19 protein-coding genes are annotated in these 19,738 nt (G+C 58.4%); 9 read left to right on the top strand and 10 right to left on the bottom strand.

From position 1 onward, the window contains the following. Positions 1–46: 46 nt before the first annotated feature. Positions 47–997: a sugar ABC transporter substrate-binding protein gene (locus KBW81_RS07460; protein WP_090185085.1), complete on the bottom strand. Its 951-nt coding sequence runs from the start codon at positions 995–997 to the stop codon at positions 47–49. Positions 998–1,185: 188 nt separating this feature from the next. Here KBW81_RS07460 and KBW81_RS07455 point away from each other — a divergent pair, with 188 nt between their 5' ends. Continuing rightward, positions 1,186–2,193, top strand: a complete 1,008-nt coding sequence (locus tag KBW81_RS07455; RefSeq protein WP_254248873.1) for a LacI family DNA-binding transcriptional regulator — start codon at positions 1,186–1,188, stop codon at positions 2,191–2,193. On the opposite strand, the gene KBW81_RS07450 is transcribed toward KBW81_RS07455, so the two are convergent. The 3 genes from KBW81_RS07450 to KBW81_RS07440 are packed head-to-tail and all read right to left on the bottom strand — an operon-like array spanning position 2,190 to position 5,339. Continuing rightward, positions 2,190–3,323 (bottom strand): Gfo/Idh/MocA family protein, encoded by a 1,134-nt coding sequence (locus tag KBW81_RS07450; RefSeq protein WP_254248872.1) that lies wholly within the window; start codon positions 3,321–3,323, stop codon positions 2,190–2,192. The two genes, KBW81_RS07455 and KBW81_RS07450, sit on opposite strands and share 4 nt — an antisense overlap. Before the next feature lie 9 nt (positions 3,324–3,332). After that, positions 3,333–4,223 carry a TIM barrel protein gene (locus KBW81_RS07445; RefSeq protein WP_254248871.1) on the bottom strand — a complete coding sequence of 297 codons (891 nt, stop codon included), beginning with the start codon at positions 4,221–4,223 and terminating at the stop codon, positions 3,333–3,335. Positions 4,224–4,241: 18 nt separating this feature from the next. Continuing rightward, positions 4,242–5,339, bottom strand: a complete 1,098-nt coding sequence (locus tag KBW81_RS07440) for a Gfo/Idh/MocA family protein (protein ID WP_254248870.1) — start codon at positions 5,337–5,339, stop codon at positions 4,242–4,244. Between the two features lie 119 nt (positions 5,340–5,458). On the opposite strand from KBW81_RS07440, the gene iolD reads away from it, so the two are divergent. The 5 genes from iolD to iolG are packed head-to-tail and all read left to right on the top strand — an operon-like array spanning position 5,459 to position 10,975. Continuing rightward, complete coding sequence (iolD, locus tag KBW81_RS07435; RefSeq protein WP_254248869.1) at positions 5,459–7,321, top strand: 3D-(3,5/4)-trihydroxycyclohexane-1,2-dione acylhydrolase (decyclizing); 1,863 nt, start codon at positions 5,459–5,461, stop codon at positions 7,319–7,321. Further along, positions 7,321–8,307, top strand: coding sequence for a 5-dehydro-2-deoxygluconokinase (gene iolC, locus KBW81_RS07430; RefSeq protein WP_254248868.1), 987 nt, complete (start codon positions 7,321–7,323; stop codon positions 8,305–8,307). Before iolD ends, iolC begins: the two co-directional genes overlap by 1 nt. 3 nt (positions 8,308–8,310) lie before the next feature. After that, positions 8,311–9,150, top strand: coding sequence for a 5-deoxy-glucuronate isomerase (locus KBW81_RS07425; protein WP_254248867.1), 840 nt, complete (start codon positions 8,311–8,313; stop codon positions 9,148–9,150). Next, positions 9,147–9,989, top strand: a complete 843-nt coding sequence (locus tag KBW81_RS07420) for a class II fructose-bisphosphate aldolase (RefSeq protein ID WP_090185060.1) — start codon at positions 9,147–9,149, stop codon at positions 9,987–9,989. Before KBW81_RS07425 ends, KBW81_RS07420 begins: the two co-directional genes overlap by 4 nt. After that, positions 9,989–10,975 (top strand): inositol 2-dehydrogenase, encoded by a 987-nt coding sequence (gene iolG / locus KBW81_RS07415; protein ID WP_254248866.1) that lies wholly within the window; start codon positions 9,989–9,991, stop codon positions 10,973–10,975. Before KBW81_RS07420 ends, iolG begins: the two co-directional genes overlap by 1 nt. 315 nt (positions 10,976–11,290) lie before the next feature. On the opposite strand, the gene KBW81_RS07410 is transcribed toward iolG, so the two are convergent. After that, positions 11,291–11,767, bottom strand: a complete 477-nt coding sequence (locus tag KBW81_RS07410; RefSeq protein ID WP_254248865.1) for a hypothetical protein — start codon at positions 11,765–11,767, stop codon at positions 11,291–11,293. A 160-nt stretch (positions 11,768–11,927) separates the two neighbouring features. Continuing rightward, positions 11,928–13,265, bottom strand: a complete 1,338-nt coding sequence (locus KBW81_RS07405; RefSeq protein ID WP_254248864.1) for a plasmid recombination protein — start codon at positions 13,263–13,265, stop codon at positions 11,928–11,930. Positions 13,266–13,890: 625 nt separating this feature from the next. Here KBW81_RS07405 and KBW81_RS07400 point away from each other — a divergent pair. Continuing rightward, positions 13,891–14,877, top strand: coding sequence for a protein NO VEIN domain-containing protein (locus KBW81_RS07400; RefSeq protein WP_254248863.1), 987 nt, complete (start codon positions 13,891–13,893; stop codon positions 14,875–14,877). Positions 14,878–15,022: 145 nt separating this feature from the next. Here KBW81_RS07400 and KBW81_RS07395 read toward each other — a convergent pair whose 3' ends face one another. Next, the gene (locus KBW81_RS07395) at positions 15,023–15,436 is read right to left on the bottom strand and encodes a hypothetical protein (protein ID WP_254248862.1); all 414 of its coding nucleotides are present in this window, start codon (positions 15,434–15,436) and stop codon (positions 15,023–15,025) included. Positions 15,437–15,523: 87 nt separating this feature from the next. After that, on the bottom strand, positions 15,524–15,814 hold the full coding sequence (locus tag KBW81_RS07390) for a hypothetical protein (protein ID WP_254248861.1): 291 nt from the start codon (positions 15,812–15,814) through the stop codon (positions 15,524–15,526). 577 nt (positions 15,815–16,391) lie between these two features. Between KBW81_RS07390 and KBW81_RS07385 the strand changes: the two genes are divergently transcribed. Together KBW81_RS07385 and KBW81_RS07380 are read left to right on the top strand one after the other, a co-directional pair. Further along, positions 16,392–16,802: a TIR domain-containing protein gene (locus KBW81_RS07385; protein ID WP_254248860.1), complete on the top strand. Its 411-nt coding sequence runs from the start codon at positions 16,392–16,394 to the stop codon at positions 16,800–16,802. 3 nt (positions 16,803–16,805) lie between these two features. Then, positions 16,806–17,675, top strand: a complete 870-nt coding sequence (locus KBW81_RS07380) for a DUF4231 domain-containing protein (RefSeq protein ID WP_254248859.1) — start codon at positions 16,806–16,808, stop codon at positions 17,673–17,675. Between the two features lie 225 nt (positions 17,676–17,900). On the opposite strand, the gene KBW81_RS07375 is transcribed toward KBW81_RS07380, so the two are convergent. Then, positions 17,901–18,806 (bottom strand): TIR domain-containing protein, encoded by a 906-nt coding sequence (locus KBW81_RS07375; protein ID WP_254248858.1) that lies wholly within the window; start codon positions 18,804–18,806, stop codon positions 17,901–17,903. Continuing rightward, positions 18,803–19,084 (bottom strand): hypothetical protein, encoded by a 282-nt coding sequence (locus tag KBW81_RS07370; protein WP_254248857.1) that lies wholly within the window; start codon positions 19,082–19,084, stop codon positions 18,803–18,805. Before KBW81_RS07370 ends, KBW81_RS07375 begins: the two co-directional genes overlap by 4 nt. Positions 19,085–19,738: the final 654 nt, after the last annotated feature.

The raw sequence follows: 19,738 nt of genomic DNA, 5'->3' as shown, positions 1-19,738 counted from the left end.
GGCGTGGACCGGGCGCGTCTGGCGCGCCCGGCGGTGTTTGGTCAGATCAACGGAATTCGCCTGCGAATTCTTCGACCTTGGCCAAACCGTCCTTGGTCACGAAACCGGGGCCGGAGTTGATGTTGTTGCCCGGCAGCACGCCGTAACGGTCATAGTTCGCCAGAATCACGACTGGCAGATAGGCCTGCAGAAAGGGTTGCTGGTCGATTGCCCATTTGATCACATCGGACTTCAGACCTTTGACGATGTCTTCGCCCAGATCGAAGGTGCCAAAATAGATGTCACCAGCCAGACCGTTCTCTTCCAACGCCAAAATCGTCGGATCGGCAGAGGTCGGCCCGAGGGTCAGCACCGCATCGGTGTCAGGATTGGCGGACAGATAGGCCAGCACGCGATTCTTGATCTCGGACGGGTCTTGGCCCGCGTCGATCATCTGGTTGCCGAGCTCAACTTCTAGACCATCAGCAAAACCCTGACACCGCTCAGTCGAGGACGGAGAGCTGATATAATGGTTCACGCACAGGAAACTGCCAACACCGTCACGCTTGGCGCGCTGGCCGGCTGCAAGGCCCGCGTCGTATTCCGGCTGACCGACATACATCAGCGCACCGACTTCAACCGCCTGAGCAGCCGTGCCGGAGTTCATGATTATCACGTCGATGCCTTGATCGACCGCCGCGCGAATCGGACCGCTTAGCACGTCAAAATCGGCCAGCGTTGTGATGATCCCATCAGGGTTCGATGCCGCGGCCTGCTCGATGATCCGCGCCATATCGGCAAGGTCACCGGATGGTGGATTGCGGTATTCCACGGTCACGCCCATTTGGTCGGCGGCCAGCGCTACGCCGTTTTTCACCGTGTTCCACCAGCTGTCACTGTCCGGTGCATGGCTTACCAGCACATAGTTCAGATTGTCGCCATGCGCCTCAGCCGTAACCGCCAGCGGCGCAGCGATGACCGTGGTCGTTAGCAATAATGTCTTCAACGTAAATGTCATGATTTTTCCTCCCAGAAACGCCAGTTCTTCGTTGCAAAGGCAGGCCTCCCCCACCCTTGCCGCTAAGGAAAGCACGAAACGATTCACTTTGCAACCGGTTGCAAAAGATGTGCGCTATCTTTAGCGTGCAGGACAATCGGCGATGAGGTAAACGCCCATTTTAATCTTAAAAGGAATGGTTTGGACACATGGTCGCAACGCTGAAGGATGTGGCGCTCCGCGCGGGGGTCTCAACATCAGCCGTCTCGCGCGCTTTCACGGATGGCGCATCCGTATCGGCCAAAATGCGGCGCAAGGTCGAAAAAGCAGCCGCAGAGCTGGGCTATAGTCCCAATTTCTTGGCTCGCAGTCTGACAACCCGCCAGACAAAGCTGATCGGATTGGTTTCCAACAACTTTCACAACCCGATTTTCCTAGAGGTTTTTGATCTGTTCACCCGCGGCCTGCAAGATCGCGGTTTGCGGCCCCTACTGGTCAATCTTAGCGATGAAACAGATCCCGAACATTCGGTGCGGATGCTGCAGCAATATTCGGTCGATGGCGTGATCGTCGCATCCTCTACCCTGCCGCCCGCCTTTGCCAAGGGATTCCGCGACAAGGGCATACCAGTGGTCAACACCTTTGGCCGCTATGCGAGCAGCCCCGACGTGCATGTCGTCGGCATCGACAACGCAGTCGCCGGCAGCGTCGCGGCCAAGACCATGATCGCCCGCGGCTACAAGCGCCTTTCCTTCCTTGGCGGGCCTGAAAGCGCGACCTCGACCATGGACCGGTTCCGCGGCTTTGCCGAAGAAATCGCCAAGCACGCGGATGTGACCTGCACACACTCTTTTGCCGCCGCGTATACCTTTCAGGCCGGGCGCGCTGAAATGCTGCGCCTGCTGGAATCCGCCCCGGCGGAGGCCTATTTTTGCGGTGACGACGTGCTGTCCATCGGCGCGCTTAGTGCGATCAAGGACAAGGGCCTGACGGTGCCAGGGGATATCGGCATTATCGGGCTGAACGATATGGAAATGGCTAGCTGGGAAAACATCAACCTGACGACGATCCGGCAGCCAATCCGCGAAATCGTGGATTCATCTGTGGAGCTTATGGTCGCGATGATGGATCAACCGGACCGCTATCCAGAGGCGCGGCTATTCCCATGCCGCGTCATTGAACGCGGGACCCTGCGGCCCCGCGTTCAGGCTGATTAGCGGAACATCGGCGGTCGCGCATCGACCCAGGCGCCGTCCGCCTTGGCGGACTCTACCGCCGCATAGACAGCCGCCATCGACCGCAAACCATCCGGTGCCAGCGGCAGACCGTCGCGCGCCTCGCCGTTGATCGCGTCGGCCAGATCGCAATAGATATTGGCGACAGCCAGCGGGAAACCTTCGGGGTGGGCGATGGAAACGCGGGACAAGCGCTGCGCATCGGGATGCAGGCCGCCCTCACCCTTTTCGATGATCTGCGTGCGGCCGCCGACGGGGGTATAGATCAACTGGTTCGGCTGCTCTGACGCCCAGCGAAGCCCGCCGGTTTCGCCAAAGACCTGGATATCGAACCCGTGCTGCCGCCCGATCGCCACTGAAGAGGTCCAAAGCCTGCCAACCGTGCCGCCCGTCATGCGGAAATTGACCATCGCGTCGTCCTCTAGCACGCGGCTGGGAATGGTGGAGGCAAAGTCAGCCGACAGCTTTTCAACCGTATCATCGCAGATAAATCCCGCCATATGCAGCGCGTGAATGCCGCAATCGGCAAACTGGCCCGACACACCCGCCATCGCCGGATCATAGCGCCAGCGCACCCGCGGATTGTTCGCATCCCCCGCATCGCCGTGGTGACCGTGGCTGAAGTTCGTGACCACAAGGCGGATCTTGCCGATCTCTCCGGCGCGAACCATGGCGCGGGCCTGCCGGATCATCGGGTAGGCAGAGTAGCAGTAGTTCACTGCACAGATCTTGCCGCTGGCCTTGGCAATGCGGACAATCTCTTCGCCCTGTTCGACGTCCATTGTCATCGGCTTTTCACATAGCACGTTAAAGCCGGCCTCTAGGAAGGCTTTGGTGATCTCAAAGTGCGTCGCGTTGGGCGTCGCAACCGTCACCAGATCGACGCGGTCAGCGCGATTGCGTTCACCGGCAAGCATTTCGGTCCAGTCGCCATAAGCGCGGTCTGCCGCGATCCCAAGGCGCTGGCCGTAGGCCCGCCCCTCTTCGGCGCGGTGATCCAGCGCGCCAGCTGCGAATTCAAACCGACCATCCGCCTGTGCGCCCAAACGGTGCGCTGGTCCAATCTGGCTACCTTCGCCGCCGCCGATCATGCCCCACTTTAGTTTTGTCATGCTGTGTTCCTAAAAGCCGATGGATTGCAGATATTCACGATTGGCGCGCGCATCTTCCAGCGGCGTGCCGGGGACAGACGGGTCACAGTCCTGCTCGACCGTGCACCACCCCTCGAAGCCGGCATCGATCAGGCGTTGGCGCACCGCAGGAAAGTCCACGTCGCCCTTGCCCAAGTTGCAGAAAATGCCCTGCCCGCAGGCTTTGTAAAATCCGGTGCGATTGGCGACGACATCCGCTTTGACCAAAGGATCGATGTCTTTAAAATGCATATAGGAAATCCGGTCCATATGCCGGTCCATGAATGCAATCGGATCGTAGCCCGCATAAGAGTGATGGCCGGTGTCAAAGCAGATTTTCAAGATGCTTTCGTCCACCTCGTCCAGAAGCCGTTCCAGCTCTGGCTCGAAGTCGATGAAACCTGCCGCATGGGCGTGGATGCCAACGGTCAGCCCGTATTCTTCGGTGCCGATCTTGGCGATCGTCGCCAGCCGATCACGAAAGGCGGTCCATTCGGCATTATCCATCTGCTCTGCCTCGGCAGCGCGGCCCGCCGTCGGGGCGCGGCGGGGAGAGATACTGTCAATCAGCACCAGATGCTGCGCGCCGTGCGCTGTCAGTGCCTTGCAGGTGCGGTGGCTGGCGTCCAGCACGTCATCCCATTTGGCGGGATCGTGAAAGGCGCGGAACACGACACCGCCGATGATTTCCAACCCACGCTTGGCCAGCTCAGGTGCCAGTACGGCGGGGTCTTCGGGCAGATAGCCGATTGGGCCAAGCTCGATCCCCTTATACCCCGCCTGAGCGCACTGATCCAAGACCGACTGCCAGGTAGGATAGGCCGGATCACTGGGAAATTCGATGCCCCACGAACAGGGCGCATTGCCGATCTTGATTGTCATATTGATGCCTTTCGAATGCTAAACAGAGGCGACGTCGACCCAAGCGCCAGCAAGGGATGACTGCATCGCCGCCGCGACAACTTGGTTGACCGCCATGCCGTCCTGGAACGTCGGCCAGACGGGCGTGCGGGTTTCGATTGCACGCAGGAAATCGCGCGCCTCGATGATGATCTGATCCTGATATCCGGTGCCATGCCCCGGCCCCTGACAGAAGGGTTCATAGTCCGGATGCGCCGGACCGGTCAGGATTTTGCGGAATCCGCGGATCGCCTCGGGCTCGTCCGCGCTATAGAACCACAGCGCGTTCTGATCCTCTTGGTCGAACCGAAGCGCACCTTTTGTACCAGTTATTTCATAGGCATAGCCCATCTTGCGGCCATGGCTGATCCGGCTGAAATACATCTGCCCCATCGCCCCATTGGCAAAGCGGCACATCATCTGCCCGTGATCATCATTGGTCACATCACCCCCCGGACGGGTGGCGTGAACAGTCTCTATCATGGCGCTTAGCGCCGTGATCGGACCAATCAGCGCCAGCGCGCCATTGATCATATGCGGGGCCAGATCGCCCATGGTGCCGTTCGCGCCGCCGCTGGTGCGCCAAGACGCTGGCTGCTGCGGGTCCGCCAGAAAATCCTCTGTATGCTCGCCGCGAAACCATGTGATGTCGCCGATCGCACCCTGCGCGATCAGCTTGCGGGCAAACTGGCTGGCAGGGGTGCGGATATAGTTGAAGCCGGTCATGCTGATCTGGCCCTGCGCCGCCGCGACCATTGCCCGGCTCTCGGCCAGCGACGCACCGAGTGGCTTTTCGCAAAACACCGGCTTGCTCAAGGCAAAAGCGGCCGCTGCGATTTCCTGGTGCGTCTCTTGCGGCGCGGCGATGATGACGGCTTCGACCTTAGGGTCATTCACCAGCACCCGCCAATCATCCGTGCCCCGCGCAAAGCCGTAGGCCTTGCGGTAGCGCTCGGCAGAGGCGGGCGTGCTGGCGCAGACCATTTCCAGACGTGGGCGCAGGGCCGTATTAAAGACCGCCCCGACTGCCGACATCGCCACCGCATGGGCCTTTCCCATGTATCCGCCGCCGACAATCCCGATGCCTATTTCCGTCATCCCGCCCCCTGTACCCGAATTAAAGTTTGCAACCGGTTGCAAAACTTGTATCCTTGGAGTCGATAGCGCGCAAGATGCAATCGCAAACGAACCCTTGATGATTGAAAAGCAGGCAGATTATGAACGAGACGGTAAAGCTGACAACGGCGCAGGCGATCATCCGCTTTATTGCCAATCAGTATATCGAAATTGACGGCAAGGAGATGCGGATTTGCGGCGGCGGCTTCGGCATTTTCGGCCACGGCAACGTCACCTGTCTGGGCGAGGCGCTTTACGAAAACCGCGCTGCGCTGCCGCTTTATCGGGGCCAGAACGAACAGGGCATGGGGTTCGCCGCCGCCGGCTATGCTAAGCAATGGCTGCGCCGCCGCTTTATGTTCTGCACCGCCAGCGCCGGTCCCGGGACAGCGAACCTTCTGACCTCTGCCGCGCTGGCCCATGCCAACCGCTTGCCGGTTCTGATGCTTTGCGGCGATACCTTCATCACCCGCCTGCCCGATCCGGTGCTGCAGCAGCTAGAGCACTTCGGCAATCCGGCGCTGGGGGTGAATGACGCCTTCAAGGCCGTCTCTCGGTTCTGGGATCGCATCACCCATCCGGCGCAGATCCTGCAATCTTTGCCAGCCGCCTTTGCGACCATGCTGGACCCCGCCGACTGCGGCCCCGCCTTCATCGGCCTGCCGCAAGACGTGCAGGGCTGGACCTATGACTACCCCGCCAGCTTTTTCGCCAAGCGCGTACACCGCATCCGCAGCCAAGCCCCCGATATCGCAGAGATCGAGGAAGCCGCCGTAATCCTGAAAGCCGCCAAGCGCCCCGTCATCATTGCGGGCGGCGGCGTGCAATACGCCGGTGCGGTCGATGCACTGATCGATTTTGCCACGCGGCACAACATTCCAGTGGTTGAAACCATCGCAGGCCGCGCGAATTTGACCCAATCGCACCCGCTCAACATCGGCCCCGTCGGCGTCACCGGATCGGACAGCGCCAATACCGTGGCGGCGCAAGCCGATGTGATCCTTGCCCTCGGCACCCGGTTGCAGGACTTCACCACCGGATCATGGACGGCCTTTGCAAAGGACGCGCGGATCATCGGCCTGAACGTCGGACGTCACGATGCGGCCAAGCACCTGTCCCTGCCCGTGGTGGGCGACGCCAAACTGGGCCTTTTCGCTCTTGGCGAGGCACTGTCCGGATACCGCGCGCCCGATGACTGGACCATGAATGCCCAGACAGAGCGCGCCAAGTGGGTCGCCTATACCGACACGATCACCACCCCCGGCAATGGCCCGAATTCCTATGCGCAGGCGATCCGCGTGGTTAACGATCTTTGCGATTCCCGCGACCGCGTCGTCGCAGCCGCGGGTGGCCTTCCCGCCGAGGTGACAGCACATTGGCAAACCAAAGAGCCCGGCACCGTCGACGTGGAGTTCGGATTTTCCTGCATGGGCTACGAGATTGCAGGCGGTTGGGGCGCGCGGATCGCGCAATTCGAACGCGAGCCTGACCGAGACACCATCGTCTTTACCGGCGACGGGTCTTATTTGCTGATGAACTCCGACATCTACTCCTCGGTTTTGACGCAGCGCAAGCTGATCATCTGCGTGCTGGATAACGGCGGCTTTGCGGTGATCAACAAACTGCAAAACAACACTGGCAACGAGAGTTTCAACAATCTGCTGGCCGATTGCCCCACGATCCCCCACCCCTTCGCCGTCGATTTCGAGGCGCACGCCGCCGCGATGGGTGCCAATGCCGAAACCGCTGCCAACCCTGCGGAATTTGCCGAAGCCTTCAAACGCGCGAAAGCGGCCGATAAAACAAGCGTTATCGTTATGAAAGTGGACGCCTACGACGGCTGGACCACCCAAGGCCACGCCTGGTGGGAGGTTGGCACCCCACATATCAGCAACAGCGCAACCGTCACCGATAAGCACCAAGAGACCGAGGCCGCGCGCAGCGCCCAGCGGGCAGGCATCTGATGACCGTTCTAGAGGGTATCAGACGCAACGACTTCGTCGTCATCGGGCGCGTCGGGATGGACCTGTTCACTGACCCCGGCGTCACGACAGAGGATTCAACCCAGTTCACGGCCGATATGGGCGGCTCCTCTGCAAATATCGCGGCGGGGATCGTCAAGCTCGGGGGCCGCGCCGCACTTGTCACGACTGTATCGGACGACGCCATCGGCAGCTTTTGCCTGTCCAAGCTGGACCACTACGGCATTGACCGCCGCCATGTTCGCTGCGTCGGGGGCGAGGTCCGCAACTCCCTCGCGATCTACGAAAGCCGCACCGAGGGGCACCGCAACGTCATCTATCGCAACAACGCGGCAGACTTCGAGATGACGACCGAGGACGTCGCCGCCCTTGACTACAGCCGCTTTGGCGCACTGGTCACCGCTGGCACGGTCTTTGCCGCCGAGCCATCACGCAGTGCCAGTTTTCACGCCTTCGATCTGGCGCGAGCTGCAGGCCTGCCGATTATCTTTGACGTCGATTACAGACCTTATTCATGGCCCTCGGCGCAGGTCGCCTCTGACGTGCTGTCCCGCGCGGCGGACCTGTCTGATGTGATCGTCGGCAATGACGACGAATTCGGCTTCATGGCTGGTAGCAAGGACAAGGGTCTAGCCAAAGCCCGCGATCTGGCCGCGACGACCGCCAGCATCGTCGTCTACAAAATGGGCGAACACGGCGCGATCACCTTTACGGATGGCAAGGAATATCGCACCGGAATCTATCCCGTCACCGCACTGAAACCCACCGGCGCTGGTGACAGTTTTATGGCCGGATTTCTGACATCCCTCGCGGATGGTCACGATATGCAGACAGCTATTCTGCGCGGATCAGCCTGTGCCGCCATCGTCGTCGCCAAACCCGGCTGCGCCCCTGCAATGCCGTACCCTGCCGACCTCACCTCATTTCTGGCCGAACACCCTGGCCCCACTGCACCAAACGAAGGATAAACCATGCATATCGCCCCACATGACAACAAGAACGTTCCCATCGTCGATGCGGACGATCCCACGGTGCCGCTGAACTATTTTAATATCGTTAAGCTCAAAGCAGGCGAAGCCTTTGAGTATCAGGTGCCGGGTTATGAAACCTGCATCGTACCTGCGACCGGCACCGTCGATGTCAGCGTCGAAGGCGTAGAGTTCAAGGCTCTGGGCAACCGCACAGCGGACGTCTGGGACGGAGAGCCGGAAGGTGTTTATGTCCCCGTCGGTGCCAAGGCGACCATTGTTGCCACCCGCGACACCGAAACCTTTATCGCCGGTGCGAAATACGACAAGGTGCTGGACCCGTTCGAGGTCCGCGTGGCCGAGATCGACAAGGTGCAATACGGATCGGATGACACCAAAACCCATCGCAAGATCAAGCACATCCTTGGTCAGAAACAGAACGGCAAGGTCGGCCGCCTTCTGGTCAGTGAATTGTTCACCGTGGGTCAGGGCGGCTGGTCTGGCTTTCCGGCCCACAAGCATGACACCGACAACCTACCGCATGAGACTCGCCACGACGAAACCTATAACTTCCGCTTCCGCCCCAACCATGGGTCCGGTGTGCAGATCCTGCAGCGCGAAGAAGGCAAGCCAGGCGACGCCTACCAACTGATGGACGGCTCTACGATCATGATCGACAAGGGCTACCACCCCTGCGCCGTCATGCCGGGGTACGAAATGTATTACTTCACCATCCTTGGCGGCCTGTCGCAGCGCAGTCTGGTGCAATATTTCCAGCCGACCCATGCCTATCAGATCGAAACAATCCCCGGGATCAAAGATATGGTGGCCAAGTTCAAATGACCCTCGCAACGCTGGCAGATGTCCTGCAACCCGCCTTGAAAGGCCACTATGCGGTCGCGGGGCTGGTCACCCTGGGCTGGGAAGACATGGTCGCCTATGTCGCGGCGGCAGAGGCCGAAGGCTGCCCTGTTATCCTGCAGGCTGGCCCGTCCTGCCGCGCCCATACGCCCCTGCCCGTCTTGGGCAAGATGTTCCGCTATCTGGCCGAGCAAGCCAGCGTCCCCGTAGTGGCCCATCTGGACCACGGCTACACGATGGAAGACTGCCGCATCGCGCTCGATAGCGGCTTTACCTCGCTGATGTTTGACGGCTCTCGCAAACCGCTGGCGCAGAACATTGCAGAGACTGCCGCAGTCGCCGACATGGCCCATGCGGCTGGCATTTCTTGCGAAGGAGAGATCGGCTTTGTCGGCTACGCCAGCGGCGAGGGCTCTCTTGGTACCGATCCCGCCGAAGCGGCGCAATTTGCCCGAGAGACAAACGTTGATGCCATGGCGATTTCGGTCGGGAACGTGCATTTGCAGCAGGACAAGGAAGGCGGTCTTGATCTGGACCGCATCCGCGCGATCGAGGCGGCAACCACAGTGCCTTTGGTCATCCACGGCGGATCGGGCGTGCCATTGGCGCAGCGCCGCGCCTTGGCCACCGGATCACGGATCTGCAAATTCAACATTGGCACCGAATTGCGCATGGCTTTCGGGCAGGCGCTTCGCGATGCCGTCAATGCAGACCCGGACCGCTTCGACCGCGTCACGATCATGAAAGACACCCACGCGCCACTTGTCGCTGCCACCCGTCAGGTCTTGCGCGTCTTCAAACCCACAGGAAAGTCAGAATAATGCTACGGATTGGAGTTCTAGGCTGCGGACGGATCGGACGGGTCCATGCTGCCTCTATCATGCGGCTGCCGGATGCGGCATTGGTCGCCGTATCGGACGCCTTCGCACAAAACGCGCTGGACCTTGCCACGCAGACTGGCGCGCAGGTTCGCAGCAGCGACGCGATCATCGAAAGCGACGATATCGACGCGATCATCATCTGCACCCCGACGGACACGCATTACGATCTGATCCATGCGGCCGCCAAGGCGCGCAAGGCGATTTTTTGTGAAAAGCCGGTGGATATGTCAGCGGACCGCATCCGCGATTGCATCAAGGTGGTTGAGGCATATGCCGTTGACTTCATGACCGCCTTCAACCGCCGCTTCGATCCAAATTTTGCTTCCGTCCACGCCCGTATTCAGGCCGGAGAGATCGGCAATGTCGAGCTCGTCACGATCCTGTCCCGCGACCCTGCCCCGCCGCCCATCAGCTATATCAAGACCTCAGGCGGCATCTTTCGCGACATGATGATCCATGACTTCGACATGGCGCGGTTCTTGATGGGCGAAGACCCGGTGCAGGTGTTTGCCACCGGATCAGCCTTGGTCGATCCAGAAATCGGCGCCGCTGGCGACGTCGATACTGCCGCCGTCATCCTCACCACGGCCAGTGGCAAGATCTGCCAGATTTCGAACTCGCGCCGCGCGAGTTACGGCTATGACCAGCGGATCGAGGTGCATGGCGCGGCAGGTCTGCTACGCGCGCAAAACGTTCTGGAAGACACGGTCGAAGTCGGCAATGCAGCAGGGTTCCGCCGCGCGCCGACGATGAACTTTTTCCTTGAACGCTATGAGCGCGCCTATCTGGCCGAAATGGCGCATTTCGTTGCGGCGGTCACGGCTGGTACTCCCCTGTCCTCGACGATCACCGACGGGCTGCAGGCGCAGCTGATGGCCGATGCCGCTACGCTATCCTTGGCAGAAGGCCGGCCTATCACGATCTAGGGTGGACCTATCAACCGCAAGTCAAGACTGCGGCTGATATCGGGCGGGGATGCGGACGCGCCGCATGTCCCGCCCATGTCAGTCTTGTAGATCTTGCTCCAGACAGTTTTCACGTAAGGAAAAGCGGTCTGACCGCGTGCTTCCAAGCCTTACGTACAAACGCCGAAAGCCACCCTAGGGTGGCGTGTTCGACGTTGCTGGTTACGGGAGCACGCATTGCACTTTGGCGAAAACAGTTCTGTTCGCGCCGGTCGTGCGATAGGCGCGGGGCCAGCGGGGGCGGGCGCTCAGTGCGCCCTGCCCCACCGGCGCCGATCAGGAGTTCGACGCGTCCGCCGCGACTTGTTCTTGCGGCATAGCTTTCGCTGCCTTGCCGTCGGCAGCCGCCTTGGTCTCGGCGGCGATCTTTGCCTCAACGCTCTCTTTTTCAGCCTCGGCAATGGCGTCTTCCTCGTCCGCCTCGATATGCATCTCATCAACGATGGCGTCGCGCAGGGCGTGCATCGCGATGCGGCGACGGTTGGCTGGCGTAGCGACCCGCTCGAGGGCAAAGAAGAACGCCTCGACGGCATCCTCATTCAAGGCCGCGATGAAGTCAGGCATCGTGTCGGCAACCGCCTTCATGATCAGTCGATCCTTGTTATCGGACCTCTTGAGGTCTTTGCCCAACGCCCGATACAGCGTCTGGACGGCGCGGTCCGTTGTCGATGAGGCCGTCGGCACGGCGATCTGTGCGCGCTCCTTACGCGCAGCTTTGGGGGAAGCGAGTGCGGGGTTCAGAAACTGTGTCATTGTATCGTCCTTGTTTGTGTTTAATGGACCGGATCAAGCGTTTCCATCGTGGTGCGCTCTCCGGCTGACCGGAATATGTTGCGACCTCGTCCGACAAAATCGCGGTTTCGGGCAACTTTTTTCGCAAAACTGCACAAACCGCTGAAACGAAATGAATTTTTTATTCACGACGCGGCTTTTCGGAGCTCTTCCCATCCTGCTTTTCGTCGACCGAAGCTGGATTCGCGCGCTGCTCGAGCCGCCGCATAATCGCGGGAATCGTCTGACGGATCTTGGCGACGAGCGTGCGGGTGTCCTTCGGAAGCAAGGTAGCTGCCTTTGCGATCAACTCATCGGCTTCTGAGACCTGCTGCATAGCATCAGCAACCCCGGCCGCAGCCTCGGCCTCCGCCGTCGTCCGCGCCTGCCCGAACAGCCGTTGCCACGCACGACCAAACACTCCCGAAGCACGAGCGAAGCCACTTGGCGACCGCTTGCGTAACGCATCAAGCGTCGGCGATGCCGTCGCAGTCTCTTGGGCCGCCGGGGCCTCAACCAAGCCAGGCTGATCGTCGATTTCATCCGGGACGAATGTGCCTGACGCCACGCCTTCGGCAATGGCGAGAACGGTCTCGGCCTCGTCCTCTCGCTCCTGAACACGTGCGGCTCGTGCCTCCAAAGCATGCCGTTCCTCATTCAGTGTCGACGCCTCGGCCTTCAGGCGAAGCTCTTCCTTCCTCCGCCACTCCCAGGTCTTCGCATGACGCCGGCGCTTGGGAGGGGTTTGTCCGGTGTCTCGCGCCTCGCGGATCGCCGCAGCCGTGCGCTTACCCCGCACCAGTCCAAGACCCGCAAACCACTCACCGACGCTGTCCTGCGCAGCCTCGTAGTTCTCGATCATCGGGTGAATGGATGGTTGAAGCATCCGACGTGTTGCCGTTGCCGTCAGCACTTTCGCTTTCGGCTTCGCGATCTCCACAGTTGTCCGTGGCATAATCACCGCGTGGATGTGGTAGGCAGCCTCGTCACGATCAGCCCGAGCGTGGATGACGTTGTCGCCGAAGTTATCTTTCAGCCAAGCGACTGCATGCACACCAAACTCGTTCTCCCGTGACTCTTGATCGACACCGAAGAACTTGGCGTCCTCCGAGAACCAGTCCTTGTTGACCGTAAGGATGACCTCTCGCATGGGGCCGTGGCGTGTTGGCCGCCACGGCTGTTTCGGTCCCTCGACGATACGTCGCTCGATGTCTTTCTTCCGTTTGCGTTTCTCCAGCGACTCGAGCTCTGCCGTAAAGTTTTCGGTGGTCATCTCCCGGATCTCGGCAAGCGCTGTTGCCGCCCAATCTTCGCTGCCGATCAGGGGCGGACCGTTCAGTTCAGTCCGATTGCGATCAACGTGGCTGAGATCACCGCCTTTCCGGAGACGGTGAGCTTCGTAGCCACCAAGCTGATGCGGGTAGAGCCCCTCGAACCGCAGCACGACGGGGTATTCTATCTTGAAGCTTCCACCGTCCATCTTTGACCTCCTGAACCGAGTGAGTTCAGGAGGTGGGATGATATTACACGACGCCCTAACTGGCACGTTGGCGGGCGGTCGTTAAATCAGCTGACAGATGATCAATTCAAGTGTTGGAGCATACATGGTTCGGATCACCAGCCTGTGCGTTAGGGCGAGATCACTGCTTCCAGCCCATGCAGACGGTCGCCCTGTCAGGATGCAGCCTCGCAGAGTTCCACAAAGCTGTCGTTCGATTGGAACCACTGCAAGAAGCCACCCATTATAGTTATGATCCAGGCCAATGCCGGCAAATGCAGGCGCCGCACGGAAATCAGCCGGGACGGCAGCATGTTAATCCCGCAGGGCGGAGACCGGTCTGAGTGCGGCGCGGGATGGTATCGAAAAGAACGTTATCAACTGATTCTCTATCGCGTAGGGCAAAAGTCCTTGCGCCGAACATCTCGTTATCGGCACTATCCACGTGAACTAGATCGAGCATGGGGAAGTGACTTTGCAGGACCCGGCTTACAAGCTCAAGCTGTTTCAGGGCGGCATCCCCGTGTGCTTGGGAACAATGATTGTCGCACGTGCGCTGCACAAATTTGAAATCTGAACGCGCGAACTCAACGGATGGTAGGGAATAATGGCAACAGAGACAATTGTGTACGTAAACCATGCGTGGATGACACACTACAGAGGGCCTAAGGGGGACAAGGCCGAGGGCAATTTCGGCTTCTTAAAGACAAACGGCATTGCTCACGAATCGTGGAACTTCGAACCGATCAGGGGGAAGGTCTATGGCTATGTGCCCCGTTCTGCTAAAATCAACATTTCTCGGCTGGGGGCAAAACGCGGCGACGCCGCAGTGGATGGCGTGACAGTTGTTTGGATTGCCCGAAATCCACGAACCAAGAAAACTGTAATCGTCGGCTGGTTTCGGAATGCATGTATCCACAGAGAGGCCGAGCATCGACGCCTAGAGCGTCTGTCAGGTTTCGATGTCGGATATCAGATCGAAGCCGCCGACGCCGACGCGGTACTTCTGCCAATCGATGCTCGTTCATTCATTATTCCCACAGCAAAAGAGCCTGGAAATTTGGGCCAAAGCCCAGTCTGGTACGGCAAAGGCGAAGCCTTCAATAGAGAGGTCGCTGAATACATCGGCCGAGGCGGGCGACGCGGCAAACAAACAACCAAATCTCCAAGACAGACTGACCCAGAGTTACGCCGTAAAGTGGAACAGGCCGCGATTAACCACGCGATTGCCTATTACGAATCAGAAAAGGGCGGTTCTCACAAAGTAGAGTCAGTCGAGAAAGACGGCGCAGGCTGGGACCTTGAAGCGTTTACCGAAGACGGCGTCTATCTCAAAGTCGAGGTCAAAGGACTTTCAGGCAAAGATCTCGTCGTCGAGTTGACGCCAAACGAATACGCGAAGATGCAATCACCTGAACACCGGACTGACTACATTATTTACGTGCTTCCGGAGGCGCTTTCGTCGAAGCCGATGGCATACATCTTTCGCCATGATGCCCTTCTGTCGAAGGGACGTGACCTGGTTTGGGTAACCGAGGACGGGCAACGTCTATGGATTCAGCCTATCATCGCGGCCCGGCTGTCAATTGCTTGACCAAGGGACACCCGCAAACGTTCACGAAATCGGCCCTTAACGGTCATTGGTTTGATTGGCAGTTCTGCATTGCAGCTCTCCAATAGCGGCCGTTGCGCGCGTCGTCGCGCAGCGGCCTGAACATAGCTGATGTGCATCTTCGGCCTCAAGCTGGCTGCTCTTCGTGCCATACCCTGATAGTTCGAGTAAGTTGCGACAATGCAAAGCCACGGCTGTTTCTGATATCTAGCGCTGCAAAGTCTTCCGTGAATTTGACGGAACTTTCTCCATCCACGATGAATTCTATTCGCCCGCTCGAGTATTCGTCCTTTTGATCGTAATCAACGACTCGCCACCTCCCGAGGAACTCACCATCGCGAGTAACGACGTCACCTTGCGCCAGCTCTGAATCGTATCCGCTGTCCAACCACTCATCGTGGCCAACAAAATTTATGGGGTAGATGTAATCCATATTGGGCAGGTTAAGTTGTTCAATATTTGGCGCAAGTCGAAAAACTGCACTAAGGATGTCCGGCCAATGGCTGACTTTGGGATCATCATTCGATTTCTGCGGCTGCAACCCCTCCTCCGGGCGCCCGCCGCAACTGCAATTTTGGCTCACAATCGAGATATACTCGCGGTCGCCGCGATCTGTTACTTCAAGACATCAGAAGGGCGGATTCTTCGGCCATGTGAAGTTCCAGACTTTCTGAAGTGCCTGATCATATGGCTTTCCGCCACGCGCACTGGCCACGTATCCTTCGCCAGGAACACCGGTGTGTTTAGCGAAAACCAGTGCCTGCAAATGTGGATAGCCGTTCTCTCTAAGCCAAGCCTGCATCAAACCAAGAAACCAGCGAGCGCTGCGATGGTGAAGTCCTAGCATATCGGTAAGTCCCGTGTATGTGATCCGCTGATTCTTCCGAGCGCGGGCAATCTGGTCAATTTTTTTGTACATTTATTTTCTCCTGCGGCTCATAGAGAGGGAGGAGATCACGTAAGCCGCATGTCGTAGACCTCCTCCACCGAAGCGGGGGTTGGGTCAGCGGCCATCGGTTGATCCGACGGTTCGGCTCCTGATTTCACAGGCGGCTCTTATTGGGAGGCAATATTTGCTCCGGCCCTGATAACGCTACGATGTCACGACTTGGACAACTTACAAAAACGGCCCAAACCGGACCCCCGTCTTGTTGATCCTCGCCGCATTGCGGCTTCCTCGAACCGGACATTCGCTGTGGTCGCTCGTTTCTATTCTTATTCGGGGTCGGGTGGCGGGACATAGCCGCCGTGCAAGGAGGCCTCTTCAACTCAAGTGAGAGTGTGATCCATCTCATGCAAAACCCATCGAAGCGTCAAGCGGAAAGCCTTAGCTTCCGAAGTGGGTTCTATTTGGAACGGGACGAGGGCAAAGCCAGTGTTCCTATTGACGGCTGAATCGTGAGGGCGACATTCCCACCGATTATTCCCGCATCAACTGCGCTCCTACTTGGCCCAAAAGGAATACTGACATAGAATGACGCAAGAAGGAGAACTCCATGCCCTACCTACACGACCACAAGCTCTTCATCAGCCATGCTTGGAAATACAGTGATCGCTACGAGAGGGCTATTAAGTTTCTGAATGCCGCATCCAACTTCAAGTGGTCCAACTACTCTGTTCCCGAGGACAAAGCCTTCGAGGGCATGGGGTCTGAAGAATTAGGCGAGCAGATGAAGCGCCAAATTCGGCCAGTTCAGTGTGTGGTGATCGTTTCCGGCATGTATGTGAACCACAGTGGCTGGATTCAATACGAAATGAACTATGCAAAGCAGATCGGCAAGCCGATCCTCGGGATAAAACGTTGGGGTGAGCAGCGCAGTCCCCAGTCGGTCGTTGAATGCGCGGATGAGATGGTGGCGTGGAACTCTGCCTCTATTGTAGCAGCAATCCGCCGTCTGGTGCCCTAGATCATGTTTGAGTATCCGGCACTTTACGAGACTGCGGGCGACTTGTCCGCCGAGGCGCAGTCTGCTTATCTTTGGCTCATTCGAGCCGAATACGCTATGTTGTTTCTTGCTGCCGTTCTTTCGATGAACTGGAGCAAGGAACCAACCTTTTTCATTTTCTATGCCTTAGTTCTGCTCGCTTCGTTAGGAATTCTCATTTGCCGGAGTTGGACGAAACCCGAGCAGGATTGGTATAGAGGAAGAGCGCTTGCTGAGTCGATTAAGACATCTTCGTGGCGCTTTGTGATGAGGTCCAGCCCGTTTGAGGATGCGGCCTCCATTACCATACCGCGAGGGGAGTTCAGGGACCACCTTCTGGCCATATTGAAGGCCAATCGCTTCATCGGTGACAAAATGCCGCCTGACAGTGCTGCAAAGCAACAAATCCCGGCAAGCATGGAAGAAATACGGGCGCGTGACCTTAAGCAGCGAAAAGCGCTTTATTTAGAACATCGGATTAAGGATCAGCGAAATTGGTATTCGGTAAAGGCCGGTGCCAATAAACGGGCGAGCCGGCATTGGATGTTAGCGGGTATCGCAGCCTACGCGGTCGCCATTGTTTTGGCGCTTATTCGAGTTGAATACCCGAACTGGGAGCTCTGGCCTATCGAACCGGTGATTGTCCTCGCCTCCTCCTTCGTTGGCTGGACGCAAATCAAAAAATTCAATGAACTGGCGTCGTCATACACTCTTACCGCGCACGAAATCGGAATAATTCAAAATCGAATTGGGGAAATAGATGAAGAGGAGGATTTCTCTGAGTTTGTGAACGATGCGGAGCAAGCCTTCTCGCGGGAACACACCCAGTGGGTGGCGCGTCAGCAAGCGCAGTAGAGCGGTGCGCGGCGGACATGGAACCGCGCTGAGCGCGCGTAAGGGTGTTGTCCTTCAAAGTAGCTCTCCTGTCCGCCTTCAGCATCAATGACACAGAACTGAGGTTGTAGGTTGGCACGCTGCTGAAAAACGGTTCTGAAGAATTGCTTTCGTCGAGTTGCATGATGCCCATCGAGAGGGGCTTTCATAAGCTCGAAGAATGAGCGCAAATTGCCTCAGAGGCCGCTAACCGCGTCGCATCACTTTATTCCAATCGATGTCGTAACCTGCGGCTTCCAACTCCAGCGCCAGATTCTGCCGCCAGCCACCTCCCTCATCAAACGCGGTGTAGGCCACACCAACATAGTCTGAGGGAATCTCGATCTGCCCTTTGAGAAGTGCGAAAACCCGGTCACGACCTAGCCGCCCAACGAAATATCCAAGCTCGAGAATGACATTCTGACGCGCTCGGAATTGCATTTCTGCGGCATCCTTGACCCTCCCTTCATCGTCCGGAGTAAGTAGCACCACGGCGAAGCCAACATTGGCATAGGCGGCAAGCTTTTCTGGGATCGTCATGCCCTTGTTTGCCTGCTCATGTAGGATGACCGGATCTAGTCCGACGGTCGAGAGAAAGCGTGCCACGGTCTCGCGAGGTGCTTCGTCATGCCCATGAACGATGAAGACACGATGGAAATCATTCGGCTCAACTGCGAAAGTGTGCGCCGGTCGGAGTGATTCAACGTATGTCTTGAAGTCTCGAGCAAACGGGATGATGACGGCGGTTGTGACCTTTCGAATATTCGCGACGAACTTGTTTCCCGCATGATACCAGTGGTGGGAGAAGTTCAAAAACCAGCCGGCATCTTCGGCACCGCGGTCAATGATGTGAATGGCAAGGCCGAGTTCCTTCTGCCGATCTTTGGGCCAGTTCAACGTCGCGCTACCTATCATGGAACCGCCTTCATCCGAGTCGCTAACGAATGCGTCAAAATCTACGTCTGCCTTCAATTGCTCAGTTATCGCCCGGAGCGACTCGGAGTGGAGCGCCGCTGAGAGCCGCTGAATAGGCCGGTGGTATGTGTTATAGTCAGCGGACTGCAAATCAAGGACGGCATTGTTAACCTCGTTGAGAGCGGTTTTCAGACTCACTCTGAATCTCCATTATCCAAGCGAGCGGCAGCCGCTTTCTCCAGAATGGCGGTGCGCCCGCTTTCTTTGAGATCTTCTGCAATCTGTTGGACCAAATCATTCCGCTCATATCCGGCACATTTTGCGTCGATTTCTGAATAGAGCTTTTGTATAGCGCTCTCGATGCTGACCGGATCGGCCGCATCGAAATTTACAGAAGCCAGATCGCCATCGAGATCTGCTGCAACCTTTTGCGCCTCCTTCAACTTTCGCGAGAGCGCGTCCAATCCCTTGAGCATAACTTTCTCCTTTAGGCCGAACATAGGTGGAGCGGGGCGAGAGGGGAAGACAGCGAATTTCGGCCTACTTATTTTCACAGTTGAGACTGCGCAGATGCAGCGAAGGTCAGCTTTCCGCCCTTGTTGTCATACGGCTGCCTGAGACGAAGGTGCGCAGGTAAGTACTCACTAATCAGCTGGCACTCCGGCCCTGCGGGCCTGCGTTCCAGCTGTCGTTCGCCGGGGGCTCCGCCCCCGGACCCCGGCAGCGCTGTCGCGCCGCTCGGGTGGCGCTCCGCCCTCCCGAACCCGCCAAGGGCCTTCAGCCGGACCAAATAGTGCTCCGCCCCTCTGGACACCTGGGCAGGGTCGTCGTTCGCCACTCCCCCTGCACCCCCTGGCGTCTCCCGACGGGCTTGGGTCATTGTTCCGCACTCCCCCAAGACCCCCTGCTCCCGGAGGATGCCGCTCCACGCACACCTCCGAACCTCCCCCCACTCCCGGGCCGAGCGTTCCGCACCTCTCCCCGAACCCATCTCCGCTCATCAACCGATTGGGCCGAAAAATTCACCGCCTCGCAAGACTTGCCCGCTCCGCCTCAAGGTCCGCCACCCCGATTAATTCTATTGTTCGCCGCACTTGCTGGATCGCCGCTGCAACCACAGAAGGTCTCGG

The organism is Loktanella salsilacus, from assembly GCF_024206795.1.
GTDB lineage: Bacteria > Pseudomonadota > Alphaproteobacteria > Rhodobacterales > Rhodobacteraceae > Loktanella > Loktanella salsilacus.
Note: the sequence above shows the minus strand (reverse complement) of the source record. Positions and strands in the feature narration are given on the sequence as shown.